The 19,359-nt window shown below is 65.5% G+C and carries 18 protein-coding genes; 11 read left to right on the plus strand and 7 right to left on the minus strand.

What is annotated here, in order from left to right; all coding sequences use genetic code 11:
- Positions 1 to 54: 54 nt before the first annotated feature.
- Entirely contained in the window at positions 55 to 879 is an 825-nt protein-coding gene (locus Y900_RS16005; RefSeq protein ID WP_036343136.1) for an SDR family NAD(P)-dependent oxidoreductase, read from the plus strand.
- On the opposite strand, the gene Y900_RS16010 is transcribed toward Y900_RS16005, so the two are convergent.
- Together Y900_RS16010 and Y900_RS16015 are read right to left on the minus strand one after the other, a co-directional pair.
- A complete protein-coding gene (locus tag Y900_RS16010) occupies positions 868 to 1,428 on the minus strand; it encodes a carboxymuconolactone decarboxylase family protein (protein WP_036343137.1) in 561 nt (186 codons plus the stop codon). The two genes, Y900_RS16005 and Y900_RS16010, sit on opposite strands and share 12 nt — an antisense overlap.
- Positions 1,429 to 1,430: 2 nt before the next feature.
- The gene (locus Y900_RS16015) at positions 1,431 to 3,185 is read right to left on the minus strand and encodes an N-acyl-D-amino-acid deacylase family protein (RefSeq protein WP_036343138.1); all 1,755 of its coding nucleotides are present in this window, start codon (positions 3,183 to 3,185) and stop codon (positions 1,431 to 1,433) included.
- A gap of 41 nt (positions 3,186 to 3,226) precedes the next feature.
- Between Y900_RS16015 and Y900_RS16020 the strand changes: the two genes are divergently transcribed.
- From Y900_RS16020 to Y900_RS16040, 5 genes are read left to right on the plus strand one after another with little or no spacing between them, the layout of a single operon-like run.
- Complete coding sequence (locus tag Y900_RS16020; protein ID WP_036343139.1) at positions 3,227 to 3,637, plus strand: VOC family protein; 411 nt, start codon at positions 3,227 to 3,229, stop codon at positions 3,635 to 3,637.
- An 11-nt stretch (positions 3,638 to 3,648) separates the two neighbouring features.
- Positions 3,649 to 4,173 (plus strand): mycothiol transferase, encoded by a 525-nt coding sequence (locus Y900_RS16025; RefSeq protein ID WP_036343140.1) that lies wholly within the window; start codon positions 3,649 to 3,651, stop codon positions 4,171 to 4,173.
- 44 nt (positions 4,174 to 4,217) lie between these two features.
- Positions 4,218 to 4,736 (plus strand): phosphatase PAP2 family protein, encoded by a 519-nt coding sequence (locus Y900_RS16030; protein ID WP_051660093.1) that lies wholly within the window; start codon positions 4,218 to 4,220, stop codon positions 4,734 to 4,736.
- An 18-nt stretch (positions 4,737 to 4,754) separates the two neighbouring features.
- On the plus strand, positions 4,755 to 5,612 hold the full coding sequence (ppk2, locus tag Y900_RS16035) for a polyphosphate kinase 2 (RefSeq protein ID WP_036343141.1): 858 nt from the start codon (positions 4,755 to 4,757) through the stop codon (positions 5,610 to 5,612).
- Positions 5,613 to 5,640: 28 nt separating this feature from the next.
- Positions 5,641 to 6,480 carry a hypothetical protein gene (locus Y900_RS16040; protein WP_036343142.1) on the plus strand — a complete coding sequence of 280 codons (840 nt, stop codon included), beginning with the start codon at positions 5,641 to 5,643 and terminating at the stop codon, positions 6,478 to 6,480.
- Here the strand turns inward: Y900_RS16040 and Y900_RS30305 are convergent.
- From Y900_RS30305 to Y900_RS16070, 5 genes are all read right to left on the minus strand, one after another.
- Positions 6,477 to 7,184, minus strand: a complete 708-nt coding sequence (locus Y900_RS30305; protein WP_051660094.1) for a hypothetical protein — start codon at positions 7,182 to 7,184, stop codon at positions 6,477 to 6,479. The genes Y900_RS16040 and Y900_RS30305 overlap by 4 nt on opposite strands.
- A 1,094-nt stretch (positions 7,185 to 8,278) precedes the next feature.
- Entirely contained in the window at positions 8,279 to 9,781 is a 1,503-nt protein-coding gene (locus Y900_RS30310) for a putative alpha/beta hydrolase (RefSeq protein ID WP_051660095.1), read from the minus strand.
- Entirely contained in the window at positions 9,778 to 10,077 is a 300-nt protein-coding gene (locus tag Y900_RS16060; protein WP_036343145.1) for a DUF2563 family protein, read from the minus strand. The genes Y900_RS30310 and Y900_RS16060 overlap by 4 nt, the downstream gene beginning before the upstream one ends.
- Positions 10,078 to 10,147: 70 nt before the next feature.
- Positions 10,148 to 12,142 (minus strand): prolyl oligopeptidase family serine peptidase, encoded by a 1,995-nt coding sequence (locus Y900_RS16065; protein WP_036343146.1) that lies wholly within the window; start codon positions 12,140 to 12,142, stop codon positions 10,148 to 10,150.
- A 24-nt stretch (positions 12,143 to 12,166) separates the two neighbouring features.
- The gene (locus tag Y900_RS16070) at positions 12,167 to 13,999 is read right to left on the minus strand and encodes a flavin-containing monooxygenase (RefSeq protein WP_036343148.1); all 1,833 of its coding nucleotides are present in this window, start codon (positions 13,997 to 13,999) and stop codon (positions 12,167 to 12,169) included.
- Between the two features lie 118 nt (positions 14,000 to 14,117).
- Between Y900_RS16070 and Y900_RS16075 the strand changes: the two genes are divergently transcribed.
- Genes Y900_RS16075 through Y900_RS16095 form a run of 5 tightly spaced genes read left to right on the plus strand, consistent with a single transcriptional unit; the run spans position 14,118 to position 19,338 of the window.
- Positions 14,118 to 15,170, plus strand: a complete 1,053-nt coding sequence (locus Y900_RS16075) for a 2,3-butanediol dehydrogenase (RefSeq protein ID WP_036343149.1) — start codon at positions 14,118 to 14,120, stop codon at positions 15,168 to 15,170.
- Positions 15,167 to 15,946 (plus strand): acetoin reductase, encoded by a 780-nt coding sequence (locus Y900_RS16080; RefSeq protein WP_036343151.1) that lies wholly within the window; start codon positions 15,167 to 15,169, stop codon positions 15,944 to 15,946. The genes Y900_RS16075 and Y900_RS16080 overlap by 4 nt, the downstream gene beginning before the upstream one ends.
- A gap of 23 nt (positions 15,947 to 15,969) precedes the next feature.
- A complete protein-coding gene (locus Y900_RS16085) occupies positions 15,970 to 17,256 on the plus strand; it encodes a GAF domain-containing protein (protein ID WP_036343152.1) in 1,287 nt (428 codons plus the stop codon).
- A gap of 10 nt (positions 17,257 to 17,266) precedes the next feature.
- Positions 17,267 to 18,790 (plus strand): aldehyde dehydrogenase, encoded by a 1,524-nt coding sequence (adh, locus tag Y900_RS16090; RefSeq protein ID WP_036343154.1) that lies wholly within the window; start codon positions 17,267 to 17,269, stop codon positions 18,788 to 18,790.
- The gene (locus tag Y900_RS16095; protein ID WP_081845131.1) at positions 18,790 to 19,338 is read left to right on the plus strand and encodes a DUF779 domain-containing protein; all 549 of its coding nucleotides are present in this window, start codon (positions 18,790 to 18,792) and stop codon (positions 19,336 to 19,338) included. Before adh ends, Y900_RS16095 begins: the two co-directional genes overlap by 1 nt.
- Positions 19,339 to 19,359: the final 21 nt, after the last annotated feature.

Consider the following 19,359-nt stretch of genomic DNA (forward strand, 5'->3'; position numbering starts at 1 on the left):
CTGCGCCCGTCTAGCGTGGGAATACCGTCGCTGCCCGCACGAGTTGAGGACCACATGCCGCTGCCTACGCCGTCCCCCACGTCCACTGCCGTCGTCACCGGGGCCTCCTCGGGAATCGGCGCAGACCTCGCCCGCGAACTCGCCGCCCGCGGGCACGGGGTCACCCTCGTCGCGCGTCGCGAGGACAAGCTCAACGAGCTCGCGGCCGAACTCACCGACCACGTCCGCGTCGAGGTCATCGCCTGCGACGTCGCCGACCCCGACGCCCGCGCAGCGCTGTTCGACGAGGTCGAGCGACGCGGCCTGACCGTGGACATCCTGATCAACAACGCCGGCATCGGCGTGGTCGGATCGGTCGCCACCGCACCGGTCGCCGACGAGATCGCTCAGGTACGTGTCAACGTCGAAGCCGTCATCGACCTCACCTCACGCGCTGTGCAGCAGATGGTGCCGCGCGGTCGCGGCGCGATCCTCAACGTCGGTTCGACCGCAGGCTTCCAACCGTTCCCCGGCCAGGCCGGCTACGCCGCCACCAAAGCGTTCGTCCGCAGCTTCACCGCCGGGCTGCGCGGCGAGCTGGCAGGCACCGGCGTGACCGCCGCGGTCCTGCACCCCGGCCCGGTGCGCACCGAGTTCCTCGCCGCTGCCGGGATGGACGAACGCGAATTCGCCTCCGCCTTCCCGAAATTCATGTGGATGCCGTCGCGGACCGTCGCGAAGATCGGCATCGACGCGCTAGCCGGCGACCGCGGCGACGTCATCGCCGGCATTCAGAACGTGATCAGCACCCGCATTTTCCAGGCACTGCCGCATCGTGTCTTGCTACCGCTGCTGAGCAAGAGCCACCCCGCGCTCAAGCGCGATGCATCACGCAACTGACGGCCACGCCCGCATCCAGCCCTCGACCGGCAGGTCCAGTCCGTTGCACAGCGTGCACACGGTCCGGTACCAGCCGACGGCGATCAGCAGTTCCATCCGCTGCTCGTCGTCGAAGCTCTCACCCAGCGCGGCCCAGGTGGACGCCGACCACGACCCGGTGCGCTCCAGCTCGTCGACGGCCCCGATGAGCACCCGCTCCGAAGCGCTCCATCGCGCATCGTCAGCAGAACCGACCGCCAAGGCATCGGCCTCCTCACCGGACACCCCGGCGATCGGTCCCCAGAACGCGGCCTGCCCGCCCCACTCGTAGGCGCAGCGCACCAGCCCGCAGATCCGCAGGATCGCGATCGTGCGGACGCGCGGTGGCAGCCGGGTGTCGACGTAGAGGGATTCACCCATCTTGCGCAGCTTGCGCGCCATGTCGGGGTGCCGCTGCAGACACCGCACCAGCAGCAACGGCTCGTAGGTGCGATCGGGGTGGCCCCAGCTGCCGATGTCGGCGGCGTCGGCGTCACTCCACGGCTGGGCCAGCGGTGCAACCCGACTCACGCTCAGGCCAATTCCCGGGTCGCTGCGCTCCTGCCCTCCGCAGGCGCCGCCTGCCGTCCGCGGATCAGCTTGCCCGGCAGCGCCGACGTCGGCATCCCGTTCTCCGAGATCACCTCACCGGCGACGATTGTCGCGACGTAGCCGTCGGCGGTCTGGTCGAGCCGCCTCCCGCCCGCGGGCAGGTCGGCCTTGACGGTCGGCTGGTGCAGCCGCAGAGCTTCGGCGTCGATCACATTGACGTCGGCTTTGTAGCCCGCCGCGAGCCGGCCGCGGTCGGCCAGTCCGGCGATGCGGGCGGGTACCGACGTCAGCTCCTGGACCACTCGTTGCACCGACAGCCGGCCCGACGGCCTGTCGCGCACCCAATGCGTCAACATGTAGGTGGGAAAGCTTGCGTCGCAGATCATTCCGTAATGCGCGCCGCCGTCGCCCAGGCCCAGGACGACATCGTCGCGCTGGATCAGCTCGGCCACCGTATCCAGCGAGTTGTCCCGGAAATTGGCCAGTGTCACCAGCAGCATGGCGTGACCGTCGTCGTCGAGCAGCCGGTCGTACGCCTCCTCCAAGGGGCTGACGCCACGGGCGGCAGCTCGTGCGCCGATCGAATCCTCAGGCGAGGGTTCGTAATTGGGCGGATCCCCGAGGGGGAACATGTAGTTCCACGCCTGCGCGGCGAACATCAGCGGATGCCCGTCGCTGGCCGGCTGGTCGTTCAGAATACGTTCGCGCACTTCCGGTTTACGCATCTCGGCGACGCGCTCGGCCAGCGGCAGATGGGCGATCTCCCGGTATGCCGGGTACATGACGAACGGGTTGCCGGACAGGTCCAGGCCGAGAACCAGCCCGATCGGTCGCGGGAAGATCTGCCCCGTGACGTCGCCGCCGTTGGCGTTGGCCTTCTCGACCATCCGCAGTGCGTCGAGGTGAATCGGCGGGCCCGCGTTGCCGATCGCGAGCGTGAAGGTCACCGGCAATCCCACGTCAGAGGCGACGTCGAACACCGCGCTCAGTGCGCCTTCGTAGTCTCCGGCCATCAGATCCGGCACGAACTGCAGAAGTCCGCCGCCGGCGTCGTCGACACCTCGGGCGATCGCCTCGATCTCCTCGTATTGCGCCTCGTAACTCGGAATCGGCTGTCCGCCAGAGGTTTTATGCAGGGTGAGTCGGGACGAAGCAAACCCCAGTGCACCCGCGCGAATAGCCTCCTCCGCCAGCTTGCGCATCATCGCCAGGTCCTCGGGAGTGGGCAGCTCGCGGTTGACGCCGCGCTCACCCATCACGTACACCCGCAGCGGGGAGTGCGGCAGGAACGCGGCGACGTCGATGTCCCGCTGCCGCGAATCGAGTGCGTCGAGGAATTCGGGGAAGGTCTCCCAGGTCCACGGCAGTCCGTCGACCATCACGACGCCGGGGATGTCCTCGACACCGGCCATGACGTCGACGAGCGTGTCGTGGTCCTCCGGACGGCACGGCGCGAAGCCGACGCCGCAATTGCCCATGACGGCTGTCGTCACTCCGTGAGCCGACGACGGCGTCATCCGGTCCGACCAGATCGCCTGCCCGTCGTAATGGGTGTGCAGGTCGACGAAGCCGGGGGTGACGAGGAGACCGGTGGCGTCGATCTCGCGCTCACCTTTCTCGGCGACGGTGCCCACCGCGGCGATGATGCCGTCGGACACCGCGACGTCACCGGGGTAGGGCTCGCCGCCCAGCCCGTCGACGATCGTTCCGTTGCGGATGACCAGGTCATAGCTCATACCGACGACATTACGTCGCAACCTCCTGTCACGATGGAGGTGTGATCGATCACTTCGGAATCAACTGCGCCAACTACGTCGAATCCCAGGAGTTCTACGACAAGGTCCTGCACGTCTTGGGCTACCACCGGGTGATGGATTTCGGTGAAGCCGTCGGTTACGGCACCGACGGCAAGCCCTCGTTCTGGATCGCCGACGCCGCGGCCGGCGACGCCAATGGGCCCAACCGGGAGGTGCACATCGCGTTCGCGGCCAAGGACGCCGAATCGGTTCAGGCGTTCTTCCACACCGCCCTGGCGCTCGGTGTCGAACCGCTGCACGAGCCGCGACTGTGGCCCGAATACCATCCCGGCTATTACGGCGCCTTCGTCCGCGACCCCGAGGGCAACAACGTCGAGGCGGTCTTCCACGGCGCCCAGCCTGAGGCTCAGACTCCGACGAACTCCGCGTAGCGTCTCACGTTATGGCCGACTCACTGTCCGATGCAGATGCCGCCCGCGAATTACTGCGGGACTCGTTCACCCGCATCATCGAGCATGTCCAGGACATCACCGACGATCTGACCGAGGAACTCTCGTTCTTCCGGCCGACGTCGACGGCCAACAGCATCGCGTGGCTGGTGTGGCACAGCGCCCGGGTCCAGGATGCGCAGCTCGCCGATATCGCCGGGACTGAACAGGTGTGGTTCAGCGGCGGATGGGTGGACCGCTTCGATCTGGACCTGCCCCGCGACGCGCACGGCTACGGCCACACCCCTGAGGAGGTGGGCAAAGTGCGCGCACCGGCGGATCTGCTGGCCGGCTACTACCATGCAGTGCACAAGGTCACCCTGGAGTACATCGCCAGCGTCACCACCGAGGAACTCGCCCGCGTGGTCGACAAGAACTGGAATCCGCCGGTGACGGCAAGCGTCCGGTTGGTCAGCATCATCGACGACTGCGTCCAACATCTGGGTCAGGCGGCGTACGTGCGAGGCATCGCCCGCTGATCACCTCTGCGGTCCGCTGGTGGCCGGCGGCCGGGCTGGCCGCGATGGCGGTCCTCGGCTGGGCTGTGGGCAAGGGCTCGACCGCGCTCGACGATTGGTTCCAGCTTGCCAACGGCAGCGGGTTGGGACGACTGCTGTTCTTCACCGACCAGCGCACGATGGCGGTTCTTGTGGTCGGTGTCCTGGCGCTGGCCGTCTATCGGCGCCGCTGGCCGCTGGTCGCCGCGGTCGCAGTGAGTCCTGTTGCCGCCATCTGGCTTTCGCGTTTCTTCAAGGGGGTGTTCGGTCGCCAGAAGGGAGGCGGGGTCGCCTACCCGAGCGGCCATACCACGCTGATGGTGGTGGTTCTGGGCATGGTCCTTCTGGTGGTGGGTGCGCGGCTGTACGTCGTGGCGGTCGCGGTTGTCTGGGCGCTGCTGGGGATACTCGGTCAGGCGGTGACCTATCACTACTTCACCGACGCTGTCGGTGGGCTTCTGCTCGGCAGCGCGATCGCCTGCGTGGCGGCTGCACTCGTCGACGGGACCGGCCGTTCACCGCGGCGTCATCCTCGGTTTCCTTGACGCTGCTAATTTTCGCGCGTGTCACTAGACAGCCATGGCTACACGGTTTTCGACGACGATGATGACGACCCGGTGCTGCTCGACGCCGCCGGCTTGGCCGTCGACACCTGGCGGGAGAACTACCCGTACGACCATCGGATGTCGCGCAACGAGTACGAGGAGCAGAAGCGGCTGCTGCAGATCGAGCTGCTGAAGCTGCAGAAGTGGAGCCAGACGAACGGCCTGCGGCATGTCCTGGTGTTCGAGGGGCGCGATGCGGCAGGCAAGGGCGGCACCATCAAGCGCTTCATGGAGCACCTCAACCCGAGGGGCGCTCGGGTGGTGGCGCTGGAGAAGCCCACTGAGAAGGAACGCACTCAGTGGTACTTCCAGCGCTACGTCAACCATCTGCCTGCGGCGGGTGAGATCGTGATGTTCGACCGGTCCTGGTACAACCGCGCCGGGGTGGAACGGGTGATGGGGTACTGCACGCCCAAGCAGCATGCCGAGTTCATCCGGCAGGCGCCGTTGTTCGAGCAGATGCTGGTCAACGACGGCATCAGCCTGACCAAGCTCTGGTTTTCGGTGTCCTCGAGCGAGCAGCGCACCCGGTTCACGATCCGCCAGGTCGACCCCGTCCGGCAGTGGAAACTCTCGCCGACGGACCTGGCGTCGCTGGACAAGTGGCACGACTACACCTCGGCCAAGGAAGACATGTTCGCCTGGACGGACACCGAGATCGCGCCGTGGACGGTCATCAAGAGCAACGACAAGAAACGCGCGCGGATCAACGCGATGCGCCACGTGCTGAGTAAGTTCAACTACGACAACAAAGACCATGAGGTGGTCGGCCAGCCCGATCCCTTGATCGTGGGCCGCGCAACTCACTCCGACTGAGGCGTCGCGTCCCCGCAGAGGAGGACGCGTGCGGTTCGCGACGACGCTACTGATGTGGCTCGTCACGACGCTCTTGTTGGCGGTCGCCTTGCCGGCGGCCTGGGTGCAGCAGAACTTGGTCGACGAGGACGGCTACGCGGCGCTGGCGCAGAAGGCGGCGGCCGATCCCGGGTTGCAGTCGGCGATGGCCTCGGAGCTGACCTCGCAGGTGGGCCGATTGGGTACGAGCGTGAACACCGGGACCGTGAGTCTGGTTGCCGCCGCATACACCGCGAGTTCGACGTTCCCCGGACAGTTCGCGCAGGCGAATCGCTTCGCGCACCGCTGGCTGTTCACTGACCGGGTCCGCTCGAGTGTCGATTCGCAAGGCCGGTGGGTGATCGACGCCGCGCCGATGCTGTCGGACGCCGCGTTCAAAGAGACGCTCAGCGACTACAACGTCACGCTGCCGTCGTCACTGCCAATCCCGTTGACCGACAACGCGCCTGCGGCACTGCGGCCCGGCGCTTTACGTCCGATCGCGACGTTCGGCCCCTGGGTCAGCGTGGGCGCCGCGGTGGTGGCCGGGCTTTTCGCGCTGCTGACACTTTTCGTGGCCCGCAGTCGGGGCAAGATGCTCGTGGGGCTCGGCGTGTCGGCTCTGCTGGTGGGGGCTTCCGGTTGGGCGGCAATCGAATTCGGCCGCCGGCGCCTGGATGCGGTGTTGAACAACTCGTCGGGTGATATCCGGCGGATCGCTGAGGTGATGGTCAGCACCGCGCAGGACAGCATGCACCAATGGCTGAACATCACTTTGATTGTCGGGGGCGGGCTGGTGATCATCGGGGTGATTGTGTCGCTGCTGGTGAGTCTGGCCAGGACGAACTAGGCGGACGGCTCGTCGTCCTCTTTGGCGTAATGCCGGGCGACCGGGTCTCGGAGGCCGTAACCCATTGGGCGGATGGCGCCGATTCGATAGCCGATGAGGTAGAGGATTGGTGGCAGGAACGCCATCGAAACCGACAGTGCCGCAGCAATGATGGCCTGCGTGTTCTGCCCGCGCGCCTTCGGAAGTTTGCGTGTCGCGTCGTCGATCCCGGACGCGAGGGCTCCCAGACAAACGATGGCCGCGGCGGGGAGGGTCTTTGCATTCCACTCCGTCAGTGCGCCACCGAAGCCGAAGAACCCGACGCATGCGACGAACAACCACCATGTTTTGGACGCGGTGACCCGACCGGGATAGCTGTCGCGGGGTGGCATCGATGGCGGCTCATCGCCCTTGGCGTCGCTTGGATCGGGCGCGCTGTCCTGCATCGAGAAGGCATGATTGCGTCCGCGGATCCTGATGTAGGGCGTCTTGAAATACGCCTGCAGGACGGTGACAAACGCGATGCAGAGTGCCGCGGCCACAACGACCTTCCATCCCCGGCCTGCCAAGCTGAGGGAGATGAAGGAGCCGCCGAGCAGGGAGCCGAACCAGTACACCCACCGCTCGTACTGACGGTCTTTGACGAAGGCGGTGCCGAGCCAGCCGGCGACGAGTAGCGCTGCCCCGGAGATAAACAACCAGTGCGACCACGTTTCAAGAGTCATGGTCGAGGAAGGGTTCGTGCGTGAGTTCCTCACGCTGCGTCGGACTGGTCATGTAGTAGGCGACGAAGTACACCAGCACGGGGCCACAGCAGCGTCGGTATTGATGGCAGGACCACGATGGCGAAAGGAAGGTACCCTGGCGGGCGATCGGATATCGGTCCTTGCTGTCTAGGTGACCGACTAAATCGAGTGGAGCTACGAGGAGCGCGCCGCCGATAATCCCGACGGGCGCCAGCCACCCCGTCGACAAAGCGAATCCGCCCGTGATCACGCCAAGTTGGGCTAGGTTCCACCACATGCTGGGAGCGGTGACCCGCTCTAAATAACTGGCTGGCGAAGACCACCTGCCGCGAGCTGTTCAATGTCGGGGCTGCTGGTCAGTGCGGCCGGCGCTTCTGAGTGGACGGCGCTTGCCAAACTGGTAGCCAGCCGTGTACGCGATGGTTGGTAGTGCCCACAGCATCAGCGACGCGATCGCGGCGATGACAGCCTGGACAGTCTGCCCACGCGCAACTGGCTCACCACGTGATGCGTCATCAGCACCGGCAAGTGCACCCATCACCGTCAACGCAATGGCTCCGATTACTGACTGCCAAACCCAGCCGAACAAATACACGTCAGCCGCGATTATCGAAGTAAGAACGACTGCTATCCACCAGAACCCGTCAGCCGTAACCACGCCGCTGTAGCTATGTGGGGGTGGGGGAGGCGGTGGAGGGGGCTCTGAACCGTCTTCCGGCGGGTCCGGATGCGTATTCCTGACGAACACGGAGCGCGTCTGCCCACCGATTCTGAGTTGCCAACCGACAAAATATGCGAAGCCAATTGCGAAGATTAAGCCAAGGCCCACTGCGAGCAATACCACCCGCAAAGGGCGTCCCGACTGCTGCAACCCGAGTCCAAGCAATGCGGTTGTGGCGCCACATCCAATCCAGTAGCACAGACGTGCCACATGGCGTGTCCGGCATAGAAGCTGAGACATGACGACGAACACGACTCCCGCTGCCGCGCAGAGAAGAAGCGCAGACGAAGTGCTTATGCGCGACGGGCCAGCGGCTGCTACCGCCACCGAGGTCCCCGCGTATGTGAGCGACTCAATTGTCAAATTGCGAACCTACCCATCCGCCGAACTTGCCTCCGCCAAAGCCAAGCACGATTGCACCGACTACTGCGGCAGCTGCCGCGCCTTCCGGGCCGATGGCAGTACCCGCCAGCGCCCAGGCGCCCACGCCGGCAAGATAGCCGCCACCAATAGAACCGGCCGTCTCTCCGATTGTCTGCCCCATGGGCGCGCCGTCCTCCAGGGCACGCCCAGCCATCACGATCTCAATGGCAGCACCGACGGCGCCCATGCGCTTTCCAATCGTGGTGAGCGCCTCTGCGTCCGCGGCCGACAGGGCCCCGATCGCATGCCTTCCCGTACTCGCCGAGTCGCCGTAGACCTCGACACCGCTGGCGGCAGCACCACCGTAAGTGGTCAAGCCCTTCGTCAAGTCAGCGAGGGTCACACCGTCTGACAGTTCACTGACCGTTGTAGCCGCTCCAGTAGGTGACATACCTTGCTGTTCAAGCGCATTCACAGCCTGCTTGACGGTTAGGGAACGCGCGAACTGCTCTCCATCATCGAGCTGCTGCGTCGCTTGGTCAGCCGACATAGGCGGCAGGCCGTACAGCCCCTGCTCCAACTTTCGTTGGAGGTCCAGCCTGCCCTCCGCTCGCGTGCGCGCATCGCCGCCGAGAATTGGATCCTTCGGCAGTGGCCCCGTGAAGTGAGCCATCCGAAAATCATCGAGCCGTTCGCCGGCCAACCGCCGTGCGTCCGCGTCGGCCGTCGGATTGGTCGCCGTGGCGAAGTCACGCAAACGCGCTGCGGCGTCGGCTTTTTCCGGGGTCATCGGGCCGCCGCTGTTGACCAGCGCCTCGTCCTTGGCGCGCTGGTTGGCGTCGTAGTAGTCGGTGGATTCGCGGCCGCGCTGCTCGGCGCCCGGCTGACCGTCACCGTCGACATCCTCGATCGGCGCGGGATCGTAGCCGTGCTCGGCGCGCAGATCGGTCAGCGCCGCATTCAACTTGGTTCCGTAGTCATCCCGCAGTGCCTCGACTTGGTGTAGCACTCCGGAAGTGGCTGTAATCGCGTTGTCCTCCAGTGCGGAGGTGTCCTGGTCGTGCGCCAGCGCTTGATCGATGAGTGCGTCGATGTAGTGCAACTGGGTGTTGAGATTCTCTACCTGCATGCCCGAAAAGCGCTGTGTCTCAGCGAGAGTTGCCGCGATGTTGGACAAATCCACACCGATCGCGGGCAATTGGTCACGCTGGACCATCAGCTTGGTGGTGGCGCGTTGAACCTCAGCGCTGTCATTGATCGGGTGCTCACCGTTCTCGCGGTTCCACGAAGCTTGAAATCGCTGCTGTGCCTGCGCGAACTCCGAGTATGTCTCGGCTGTGCAGGCGCCTGCGCTGTAGAACGCCCGGCCGAGGTCGTTGATCGCCCCGGGATCCCCGCTCTGCAGCGTCTGGTCAACCTTCCACGGATCGCCGCCGGCCTCACCGACGAGAGCGCCGATGCTGATGTGCTTGAGGCTCGGATATTCGGTCACAGCACCGAACGCAGGGCCTCGGCATTGCGTTCTTCCATCTCGACGAACACCGACGCCGTCTTGTGTCCCTTGTCGCCAACGACACCAAGCCGGTTCTCATGGTCGCGTAGCCGCTGGATGTGGTTGCTGTGCGCATCGGAAAGCGCGCTGTGAAACGACTCCGCGGCCGAGAAATCACCGAAGATGCCAGCGCCGACCTGTGAGCGACTCAGCTGGTCAGCGCCCTCCATGGCGAAGGAGGCGGCGTTGTAAGACCGGTTCGCGCCGGAGCGCATCTCATCGACGTCGACCTGCATGAAACACCCCCAAGCGAGTTAGCTGTTAGCTAGAGGGTACTACGTCATCCACGCTGGTCAACTCACCCAATCAGCCCAGCATCCGATGCAGGAACGAGTAGCTCAGGGCGGACTTGAAGGCCGTCTGCGCATTGTCGGCCGCCCCGGCGTGACCGCCCTCGATGTTCTCGTAGTACCAGACCGGATGCCCGGCAGCCTCCAGCGCGGCCGTCATCTTGCGCGCATGGCCCGGGTGCACCCGGTCATCACGCGTCGACGTGGTGATCAGCGCCGGTGGGTACCGCTTGTCGGGCGAAATGTTCTGGTAAGGCGAGTACTCCGAGATGAACGCCCAGTCCTCAGGTTCGTCCGGGTCGCCGTACTCGGCCACCCACGACGCGCCGGCCAGCAGTAGATGGAACCGTTTCATGTCCAGCAGCGGCACCTGGCACACCAGCGCGCCGAAAAGCTGCGGGTACTTGGTCAACATGATGCCCATCAGCAATCCGCCGTTGCTGCCGCCCTGCGCGCCCAACTGCTCGACGGTGGTGATACCGCGGGCAACGAGATCACTTGCGACAGCGGCAAAGTCCTCGGCCACCTTGTGCCGACCCTCCCGCATCGCCTGGGTATGCCAGCCCGGTCCGTACTCTCCACCGCCGCGGATGTTCGCCAACACGTAGGTGCCGCCCCGCGACAACCACAGCCGACCCAGCACGCCGTCGTATCCCGGAGTCCGTGACACCTCGAATCCGCCGTAGCCACCCAGCAGCGTCGGGCCTGGCGCCTCGTCGTGCTTGTGACCCACCACGAAGTAGGGGATGGCCGTGCCGTCAGCGGAGGTCGCAAAATGCTGGGACACCTCCAGGTCGGCGGCGTCGAAGAACGATGGCGCCCGCTTGATCTCAGCGAGCTCCCCGCCGGCCCTTCCGTACAGCAGTCGTGACGGCGTGATGAAATCGCTGGAATCCAAAAAGATCTCGTCACCGTCTGGATCGGTGGCAACGATGACCGTGTTGTCTCCGACCCCCGTGATGGGCTCACGAGTCCACGATCCCGGTGTCACGATCTCGACCCGGCTGGCGACGTCGACCAGGCTCACCAGCAGCAGGCGATCCAGCGTCCAGGAGTATTGGTGCAGACTGGAATGCTCGTCAGGTTTGAAGACCACCGCCAATTCGGCTGTCCCCGAGAGGAACTCGTCGTAGTCGGCCGCCAGCAGCGACCCAGCTCGGTATGACGCGGTGCCGGTCTCCCAGTCGCTGCGCAATTCAATCAACAGCCAGTCACGGTGGACGGACACGCTGGCGTCGGTCGGGGCGTCGATGCGGATCAGCTCGCCCGAACGCAACTCGTACACCTCATCGTTGAAGAAGTCGATGGCGCGGTGCAGCATTGTGCGCTCATAGCCGGGTGTGCGGTCCACCGATGCCCCGACGATCACGTCGGTGACCGGTCCGGTGAACACGGTCTCCGCCTCGGTCAGCGGCTGGCCCCGGCGCCACCGCTTGACCACTCGCGGATAGCCGGACTCGGTCATCGAATCCGGTCCGAAGTCTGTTCCCACCAAGACCGTGTCATGGTCTTCCCACGACACCTGCGACTTTGCCTCTGGGAGTTCGAAGCCGCCGGCAACGAATTCTCGTGTGATCATGTCGAATTCGCGCACGATAGCCGCGTCCGAGCCGCCCGGTGACAGGCTGACCAGAGCCCGCGTGTAGTCCGGTTCGATCACGTCGGCGCCCGCCCACACCCACTTCTCGCCATCGGCGGAGGCAAGTGCGTCGACGTCGATGATCACATCCCAGTCGGGATCCTCGGTCAGGTAGCTCTCCAGCGTGGTCCGCTGCCACAGCCCCCTGGGGTTCTCGGCGTCGCGCCAGAAGTTGTAGAGATACTCACCGCGACGGCGCACGTACGGAATGCGCGCGTCAGTATCGAGAACCTCCAGTGCTTCGGCGCGCATCTGCTCGAACCTCTCGTCGCTGAATTCGGCGACGGTCGGATCGTTGTGCTTGCGCACCCACGCGAGCTGCTCTTCACCGGCGATTTCTTCGAGCCACAGGTACGGGTCGTCTTCGGCCATGCCCTCTATTCTGCGGGCGGAGCCTCAGCTCAGGTGATGCACCTCCTGTAGCCCGTACACCGGAGTGGGAATTCCTTCGTAGCGAGCCTTGAGCTGCAGGGCCAGATACAGCGAGTAATGCCGCGACTGATGCAGATTGCCCCCGTGGAACCAGAGATTCTCCTGTTGGGTGGGCTTCCACATGTTGCGCTGCTCGCCCTCCCAGGGGCCGGGGTCCTTCGGGGTGTCCGAGCCCAAGCCCCACACCTTGCCGACTTTGTCGGCCACCTCCTGGCCGATCAGTTCGGCTGCCCAGCCGTTCATCGAGCCGTACCCGGTGGCGTAGACCACCACGTCGGCCGGTAGTTCGGTACCGTCGGCGAGCACCACCGAATTCTCGGTGAGCCGATCGACCTGGCCGTGAGCCAGCTTGATCCTGCCGTCGGCCACCAGCTCGCAGGCGCCGACGTCGATGTAGTAGCCGGAACCGCGGCGCAGGTACTTCATGAACAGCCCGGATCCGTCTGCACCCCAGTCCAATTCGAAGCCTGCTGCTTCGAGGCGGGCGTAGAACTCCTTGTCGCGTTCCCGCATCTGGTCATAGAGCGGGATCTGGAACTCGTGCATGATCCGGTACGGCAGCGACGCGAACGTGAGGTCGGCCTTCTCGGTGGTCATTCCCGCTGCCAGTGCGCGCTCGGAGTACAAATCACCAAGGCCGATGTCCATCAGGGATTCCGACTTGACGATGTGCGTCGATGACCGCTGCACCATGGTCACGTCGACACCGTTCTCGTAAAGCGCCTTGCAGATGTCGTGGGCGGAGTTGTTCGAGCCGATGACCACCGCCTTGTTGCCCACGTACGGATCGGGGCCGGGGTGCGCACTGGAGTGATGCTGATCCCCGCGGAAGATGTCTTGCCCCGGCAGCACCGGCACGTGGGGTTTGCCTGACATGCCGGTCGCGAGCACCAGCTGAGTGGGATGCAGGGTCAGCCGCTCACCATCGCGGTCGACCTCGACGGTCCACTGCTGGGCGGTCTCGTCGAATGTTGCCGACAGGCAGGTGGTTTTCGGCCAGTACGGCACCTCCATCACCCGGGTGTAGAACTCCAGCCAGTCGCCGATCTTGTCTTTGGGGGCGAACACCGGCCAGTTCTGCGGGAATGGCAGGTACGGCAGGTGGTCGTACCAGACGGGGTCGTGCAGGCACAGCGACTTATACCGCTTGCGCCACTGGTCCCCGGGTCGCTCGTGGCGGTCGACGACGATGGCGGGCACCCCGAGCTGACGCAGCCGTGCGCCCAATGCGATCCCGCCCTGACCGCCGCCGATGACCAGCGTGTAGGGCTGCACGGTGCGGCCGAGCTGGGCTTCTTCCTCGGCCCGCTTCTCCGCCCACGACCGGGCATCGGGATCGTCGCCGTGGACTGCACCCAGCACCCGGGAGGCGCCCTTGTGCTCTTCGTGTCCCTTGAGCTCCTGTAGCGCGGTCAGCAGCGTCCACGCCTGGTCGGTCCCCGACTCGCTTCGAAGACGCAGATGCCCGGTTCCGCGGCCCGCGGCGGTCTCGAACTCGATGAACGCCGACGTGACGTCGCCGTCGACGGTGGGTTCCTCTCGAGTGCGGAAGCCGGACGGGTCGGTGTCGGATAGTCGCGCGCCGAGCATGTCGGCGATCCGATCGCGGCCCTCCATCGTTTTGATGTTCCAGGTGAAAGACACCAGGTCACGCCAGAAGCTGTCCACCGCGAACATGCCGGCACCCCGCTCGATGTCGCGGCTGCCCAGGGCAGCTTCGAACTCGTCGAGCCAGGCGTCGACGCGCTGCTGCGGCGTCACGTCGCCGGTGGTCTGAGGTTCCAGAGTTGAAGTCATGTGAGCCACACCACACCCGATGCGCACGGTCTGGCAAGAGTTGCGAGCCGTTGCACCGCCGCGGCTGCAACCCCCTGCAACTCTTTCGGATGTGGTCGCCGTCACATAGAACTGCGGCATGAAGGCAGCTGTGTACTACGGACCGAACAAGGTCGAGATCGATGACGTCGCCGAACCCGACCCAAGGCCGGGCACCGTCAAACTCAAGGTCGGCTTCAACGGGATCTGCGGCACCGACCTGCACGAGTACTACGCCGGGCCGATCTTCATCCCGACTCAGCCGCATCCACTGACCGGCGCCGAGCTGCCACTCACCATCGGGCATGAATTCTCAGGCACCATCACCGCGGTCGGGGACGGGGTCACGGGATGGGCGGAAGGCGACCGCGTCGCCGTCGAGCCCATCTACAAATGCGACCACTGCGGACCGTGCCGGGCCGGCAACTACAACGTCTGTCAGCAGATCGGCTTCCACGGGCTGATGTCCGACGGTGGGATGGCCGAGTACACCGTGGTGCCGACCAGCATGCTGCACAAGCTTCCCGGCAACGTGTCGCTGGAACTCGGAGCGCTCGTCGAGCCGATGTCGGTGGCGTACCACGCCGCCACCCTGGGCGACGTACACCCCGGCGACACCGCGATGGTGTTCGGTGCCGGTCCCATCGGAATAGGGCTGTGGTTTGCGTTGCGCGGCAAGGGCCTTGACGACGTTCTCGTCGTCGAACCTTCTCCGACCCGGCGCGCCGCCATCGAGGCGCTCGGAGCGAAGACGCTGGATCCAGCCGCCCTCGACGTGCCCGGCTTCATCGCAGAGCACACCGGGGGCAACGGGGCCGACGCGGTGTTCGATGCCGCCGGCCTTACCCCGGCCGTGGCGACAGCGCTGGCGTGCGTCGGTTCCCGCAAACCCACCATCAGTGTCGCGATCTACGAAAAGTCCTTGGAGACACCACTTCTCAACCTGGTGATGAACGAGTCCCGCATCCAGGGATCGCTGTGCTACACCGGTGCCGACTTCGACGCGGTCATCGCGCTGATGGCCGACGGCAAGTACGACACCACCGGTTGGGTGACCCGCATCCCAATCGACGATGTCGTCGACGAAGGTTTCGAGGCGCTGCACGCCGGCACCAAGATGAAAGTCCTCGTCGACCCGAACGGAGAATCGTGAGTCTGAACGGAAAAGTCGCTCTGGTCACCGGTGCGGCACGAGGCATCGGACGCGGCATCGCGCTGCGGCTCGCCCGGGACGGCGCTGACCTGGCCCTGGTCGACGTGCGACCGGAAGGCATCGACGCCGTCGCCAACGAGATCAGCGAGATCGGCTGCAAAGTCACCACATTCGTCGCCGACGTCAGCGACCGCCGACAAGTCTTCGCCGCCGTCGACCATGCCGCCTCGGCGCTCGGCGGCTTCGACATCATAGTCAACAACGCCGGCATCGCCCTGGTCGGCCCGATCGCCGACGTCACGCCCGAACAGATCGAGAAGCTCTGGGCGATCAACGTCAACGGCGTGCTGTGGGGCATCCAGGCCGCCGTCGCCATGTTCAGACAGAACGGCACCAGGGGAAAGATCATCAATGCTTCGTCGATCGCCGGCCACGACGGCTTCGCGATGCTCGGCCCGTACAGCGCCTCCAAGTTCGCGGTGCGCGCGCTGACCCAGGCCGCCGCCAAGGAATACGCCGCCGACGGGATCACCGTCAACGCCTACTGCCCGGGTGTCGTCGGCACCGACATGTGGGTGGAGATCGACAAACGGTTCGCCGAATTGACCGGAGCCGCCGAGGGCGAGACCTACGAGAAGTTTGTCGGTGGCATCGCCCTCGGCCGTGCCGAAACCCCCGACGACGTGGCGGGCTTCGTCTCGTATCTGGCCGGCCCGGACGCCGACTACATGACAGGCCAGGCGGGTCTGATCGACGGTGGCCTGGTCTACCGCTGAGATGCGGAGCACAATCGGCAGTAATGCAAGGGGCGTACGTGCCTGAGCCCGCAGTCGCGCTCGGCGAGGACCCGCGCAACTATGCGCGGCTGATGTCGGCTGTCTACGACGCGACCATGGCGGGCCATCGCGCCCCCGCCCGCCCGCGCGACGTCATCGGCGAATCGTGGCACCGGCTGATGTCGGCCGGTGTCGACCCGGACCGCCGCGCCCAGCCCGTCGTCGAAGCCGGCGGCCTGGAGGCGCTCCGCCGGACGTCCGGCTTGATGGCCGTCCTCGACGAGGTCTCCCGCGGGTTGGAATCGCTCGTCGCCGACGGCACCAACATCCTCGTCGTCGCTGACGCGCAAGGCCGGGTGCTGTGGCGGTCAGGCTCGCCGGCCGTGCTCACCAACGCCGACCGGTTGGGCTTCATCGAAGGTGCGCACTGGGCGGAAGGGGAAGTCGGCACCAACGCCATCGGCACCGCGCTGGTGTCGAACCGCGCCGTGCAGGTGTTCTCCGCCGAGCATTTTCTGCGCACCCACCACTCCTGGACTTGTGCGGGCGCGCCCATCCGCGATCCGCGAACCGGGCAGGTGATCGGGGTGGTCGACGTGTCCGGCCCCGCCGCGACCGTGCACCCGACAACGGTGGCGCTCGTCGATGCCGTCGCCCGGCTCGCCGAGTCGCACCTGCGTGAACAACACGACCGCACCCTGAACCGGCTGCGGATGGTCGCGGCCCCGATCCTGGCCCGGATCGGCAAGCCCGCGTTGGCGGTCGACGCTGAGGGCTGGGTGGCGGCTGTCGACTCGCTGCCGCTGCATCACCGCATCCTGTTACCCGAGGACATCGCGGCGGGCCGCTCGTGGATCCCCACCTTCGGAATCTGCGATATCGACATATTGCCCGGGGGTTGGCTGGTTCGGCCGGCTGACGACGACGCACCAGCGTTGGCGCAGGCATCGTTGGACTTGACGGTCGCCGGCGCACCGGCGTTGGACATGACAGGACAGTTCGGGCGTTGGCGCCACGACGTTTCGCTGCGGCATGCCGAGATCCTGCTGATTTTGGCGCGGGATCCCGGCGGCCGGTCGGCGCCCGAGTTGGCCGCCGACCTCTATGGTGATCGTTCCCGGGTCGTCACGGTTCGCGCCGAATTGTCCCGGCTGCGCAAGCAGTTCGCCGGTCTGCTTGCCGCCCAGCCGTACCGCTTCGCCGGCGGAATCGAGGTGACGGTGCGCTACCCCGCGGACCTCTCGATGGTGTTGCCCGCGTCGACCGCACCCGCGGTTCGCGCCGTTCGTATCAATGCAAGTGACTCATAGAGGAGTACCTATGCCAGTGTTCGCCCGCCCCGGAACGTCGGGTTCTGCCATGTCTTTTCAGTCCCGCTACGAGAATTTCATCGGTGGTGAGTGGACGGCGCCGGTGGGGGGTTTGTATTTCGAGAACCGGACGCCGGTGACCGGTGAGGTGTTCTGTGAGGTGGCACGGTCCACGGATGCCGATATCGAGTTGGCGTTGGACGCTGCGCACGCTGCGGCACCCGGCTGGGGGAAGACGTCGGCGGCCGAGCGGGCGGTGATCTTGAACAAGATCGCCGATCGCATCGAGGCCAATCTGGAGTCGATCGCGTTGGCCGAGTCGTGGGACAACGGCAAGCCGATCCGGGAAACGTTGAATGCTGATATTCCGTTGGCGGTGGACCACTTTCGGTACTTTGCTGCCGCGATCCGTGCTCAGGAGGGTGCGCTGTCGCAGATCGATGAGGACACTGTCGCCTATCATTTCCACGAGCCGCTGGGTGTGGTGGGGCAGATCATTCCGTGGAACTTCCCGATCCTGATGGCGGTGTGGAAGTTGGCGCCGGCGCTGGCTGCGGGCAACGCCGTGGTGCTCAAGCCCGCCGAGCAGACCCCGGCCTCGGTGCTGTATCTGATCTCGCTCATCATTGATCTGTTGCCTGCCGGAGTTCTCAACGTGGTCAACGGGTTTGGGGTTGAGGCCGGCAAGCCGTTGGCGTCGAGCAACCGGATTGCGAAGATCGCGTTCACCGGGGAGACCACCACGGGCCGGTTGATCATGCAGTACGCCTCCCAGAACCTGATCCCGGTCACCCTCGAACTCGGCGGCAAGAGCCCGAACATTTTCTTCTCTGATGTGATGGCTGCCAACGACGACTATCAGGACAAGGCGTTGGAGGGCTTCACGATGTTCGCCCTCAACCAGGGCGAAGTCTGCACCTGCCCGTCCCGCAGCCTGATCCAGTCCGACATCTACGACGAGTTCCTGGCCATGGCCGCCATTCGCACCAAAGCGGTCCGTCAGGGCGATCCACTGGACACCGAGACCATGATCGGCGCGCAGGCCTCCAACGACCAGCTCGAGAAGATCTTGTCCTACATCGAGATCGGCAAGAGTGAAGGCGCCCAGATCCTGACCGGTGGGGAGCGCGCCGACCTCGGTGGGGACCTCAACGGCGGCTACTACGTGCAGCCGACGATCTTCACCGGGGACAACGCGATGCGGATCTTCCAGGAAGAGATCTTCGGCCCGGTGGTGTCGGTGACGTCGTTCAGCGATTACGACGACGCCATCCGCATCGCCAACGACACCCTCTACGGCCTGGGTGCCGGGGTGTGGAGCCGTGATGGCAATACCGCCTACCGGGCCGGCCGCGACATCAAGGCCGGGCGGGTGTGGACCAACTGCTACCACGCCTATCCCGCCCACGCGGCGTTCGGCGGCTACAAGCAGTCCGGCATCGGCCGGGAGAACCACAAGATGATGCTCGACCACTACCAGCAGACCAAGAACCTGCTCGTCTCCTACTCCAACCAAGCCCAAGGCTTCTTCTGATGAGTGATTTCGGCGCGCAAACGGCCGCCCAGCGAACGAAAACGCGCCGAAATCCCGAGGAGCAGGCGCCGCCGCGAGCATTGATCACCGCGGCGGCCGCCGACCTTCTGCACCGCTTGCAGCAGCGGCACGGGCCGCTGATGTTTCACCAGTCCGGCGGCTGCTGCGACGGGTCGTCGCCGATGTGCTACCCCGACGGTGACTTCATCGTCGGCGACCGCGACGTTCTGCTCGGGGTGCTCGAGGGCGCCCCGGTCTGGATTTCCGGCCCGCAGTTCGAGACGTGGAAGCACACCCAGCTCGTCATCGACGTCGTCCCCGGTCGCGGCGGAGGCTTCAGCCTCGAGGCCCCCGAGGGGATGCGCTTCCTGAGCCGCGGACGGGCGTTCACCGATGCGGAAAACCGGTTGCTGGCCAGCGATTCTCCGCTGACCGGAGCCGATTATGAGCGTGGTGCACGACCAGCTGGACGGTCCGATCTGGTGGTCATCGAGGCGGCAGATGCGTGTGCAATCCCTGGTCGGCGCGCCGGAGTCGTTCAGCAATAGACCGCTTGACTGCACGTACCC

Source organism: Mycolicibacterium aromaticivorans JS19b1 = JCM 16368, assembly GCF_000559085.1.
GTDB classification, from domain to species: Bacteria; Actinomycetota; Actinomycetes; order Mycobacteriales; family Mycobacteriaceae; genus Mycobacterium; species Mycobacterium aromaticivorans.

Coding starts and splice junctions, on each gene's coding strand:
- Y900_RS16005 (WP_036343136.1), top strand. CDS start 55: ATGCCGCTGCCTACGCCGTCCCCCACGTCCACTGCCGTCGTCACCGGG.
- Y900_RS16015 (WP_036343138.1), bottom strand. CDS start 3,185: ATGAGCTATGACCTGGTCATCCGCAACGGAACGATCGTCGACGGGCTG.
- Y900_RS16025 (WP_036343140.1), top strand. CDS start 3,649: ATGGCCGACTCACTGTCCGATGCAGATGCCGCCCGCGAATTACTGCGG.
- Y900_RS16030 (WP_051660093.1), top strand. CDS start 4,218: ATGGCGGTCCTCGGCTGGGCTGTGGGCAAGGGCTCGACCGCGCTCGAC.
- Y900_RS30305 (WP_051660094.1), bottom strand. CDS start 7,184: ATGACTCTTGAAACGTGGTCGCACTGGTTGTTTATCTCCGGGGCAGCG.
- Y900_RS16060 (WP_036343145.1), bottom strand. CDS start 10,077: ATGCAGGTCGACGTCGATGAGATGCGCTCCGGCGCGAACCGGTCTTAC.
- Y900_RS16065 (WP_036343146.1), bottom strand. CDS start 12,142: ATGGCCGAAGACGACCCGTACCTGTGGCTCGAAGAAATCGCCGGTGAA.
- Y900_RS16070 (WP_036343148.1), bottom strand. CDS start 13,999: ATGACTTCAACTCTGGAACCTCAGACCACCGGCGACGTGACGCCGCAG.
- Y900_RS16075 (WP_036343149.1), top strand. CDS start 14,118: ATGAAGGCAGCTGTGTACTACGGACCGAACAAGGTCGAGATCGATGAC.
- Y900_RS16085 (WP_036343152.1), top strand. CDS start 15,970: ATGCAAGGGGCGTACGTGCCTGAGCCCGCAGTCGCGCTCGGCGAGGAC.
- adh (WP_036343154.1), top strand. CDS start 17,267: ATGCCAGTGTTCGCCCGCCCCGGAACGTCGGGTTCTGCCATGTCTTTT.
- Y900_RS16095 (WP_081845131.1), top strand. CDS start 18,790: ATGAGTGATTTCGGCGCGCAAACGGCCGCCCAGCGAACGAAAACGCGC.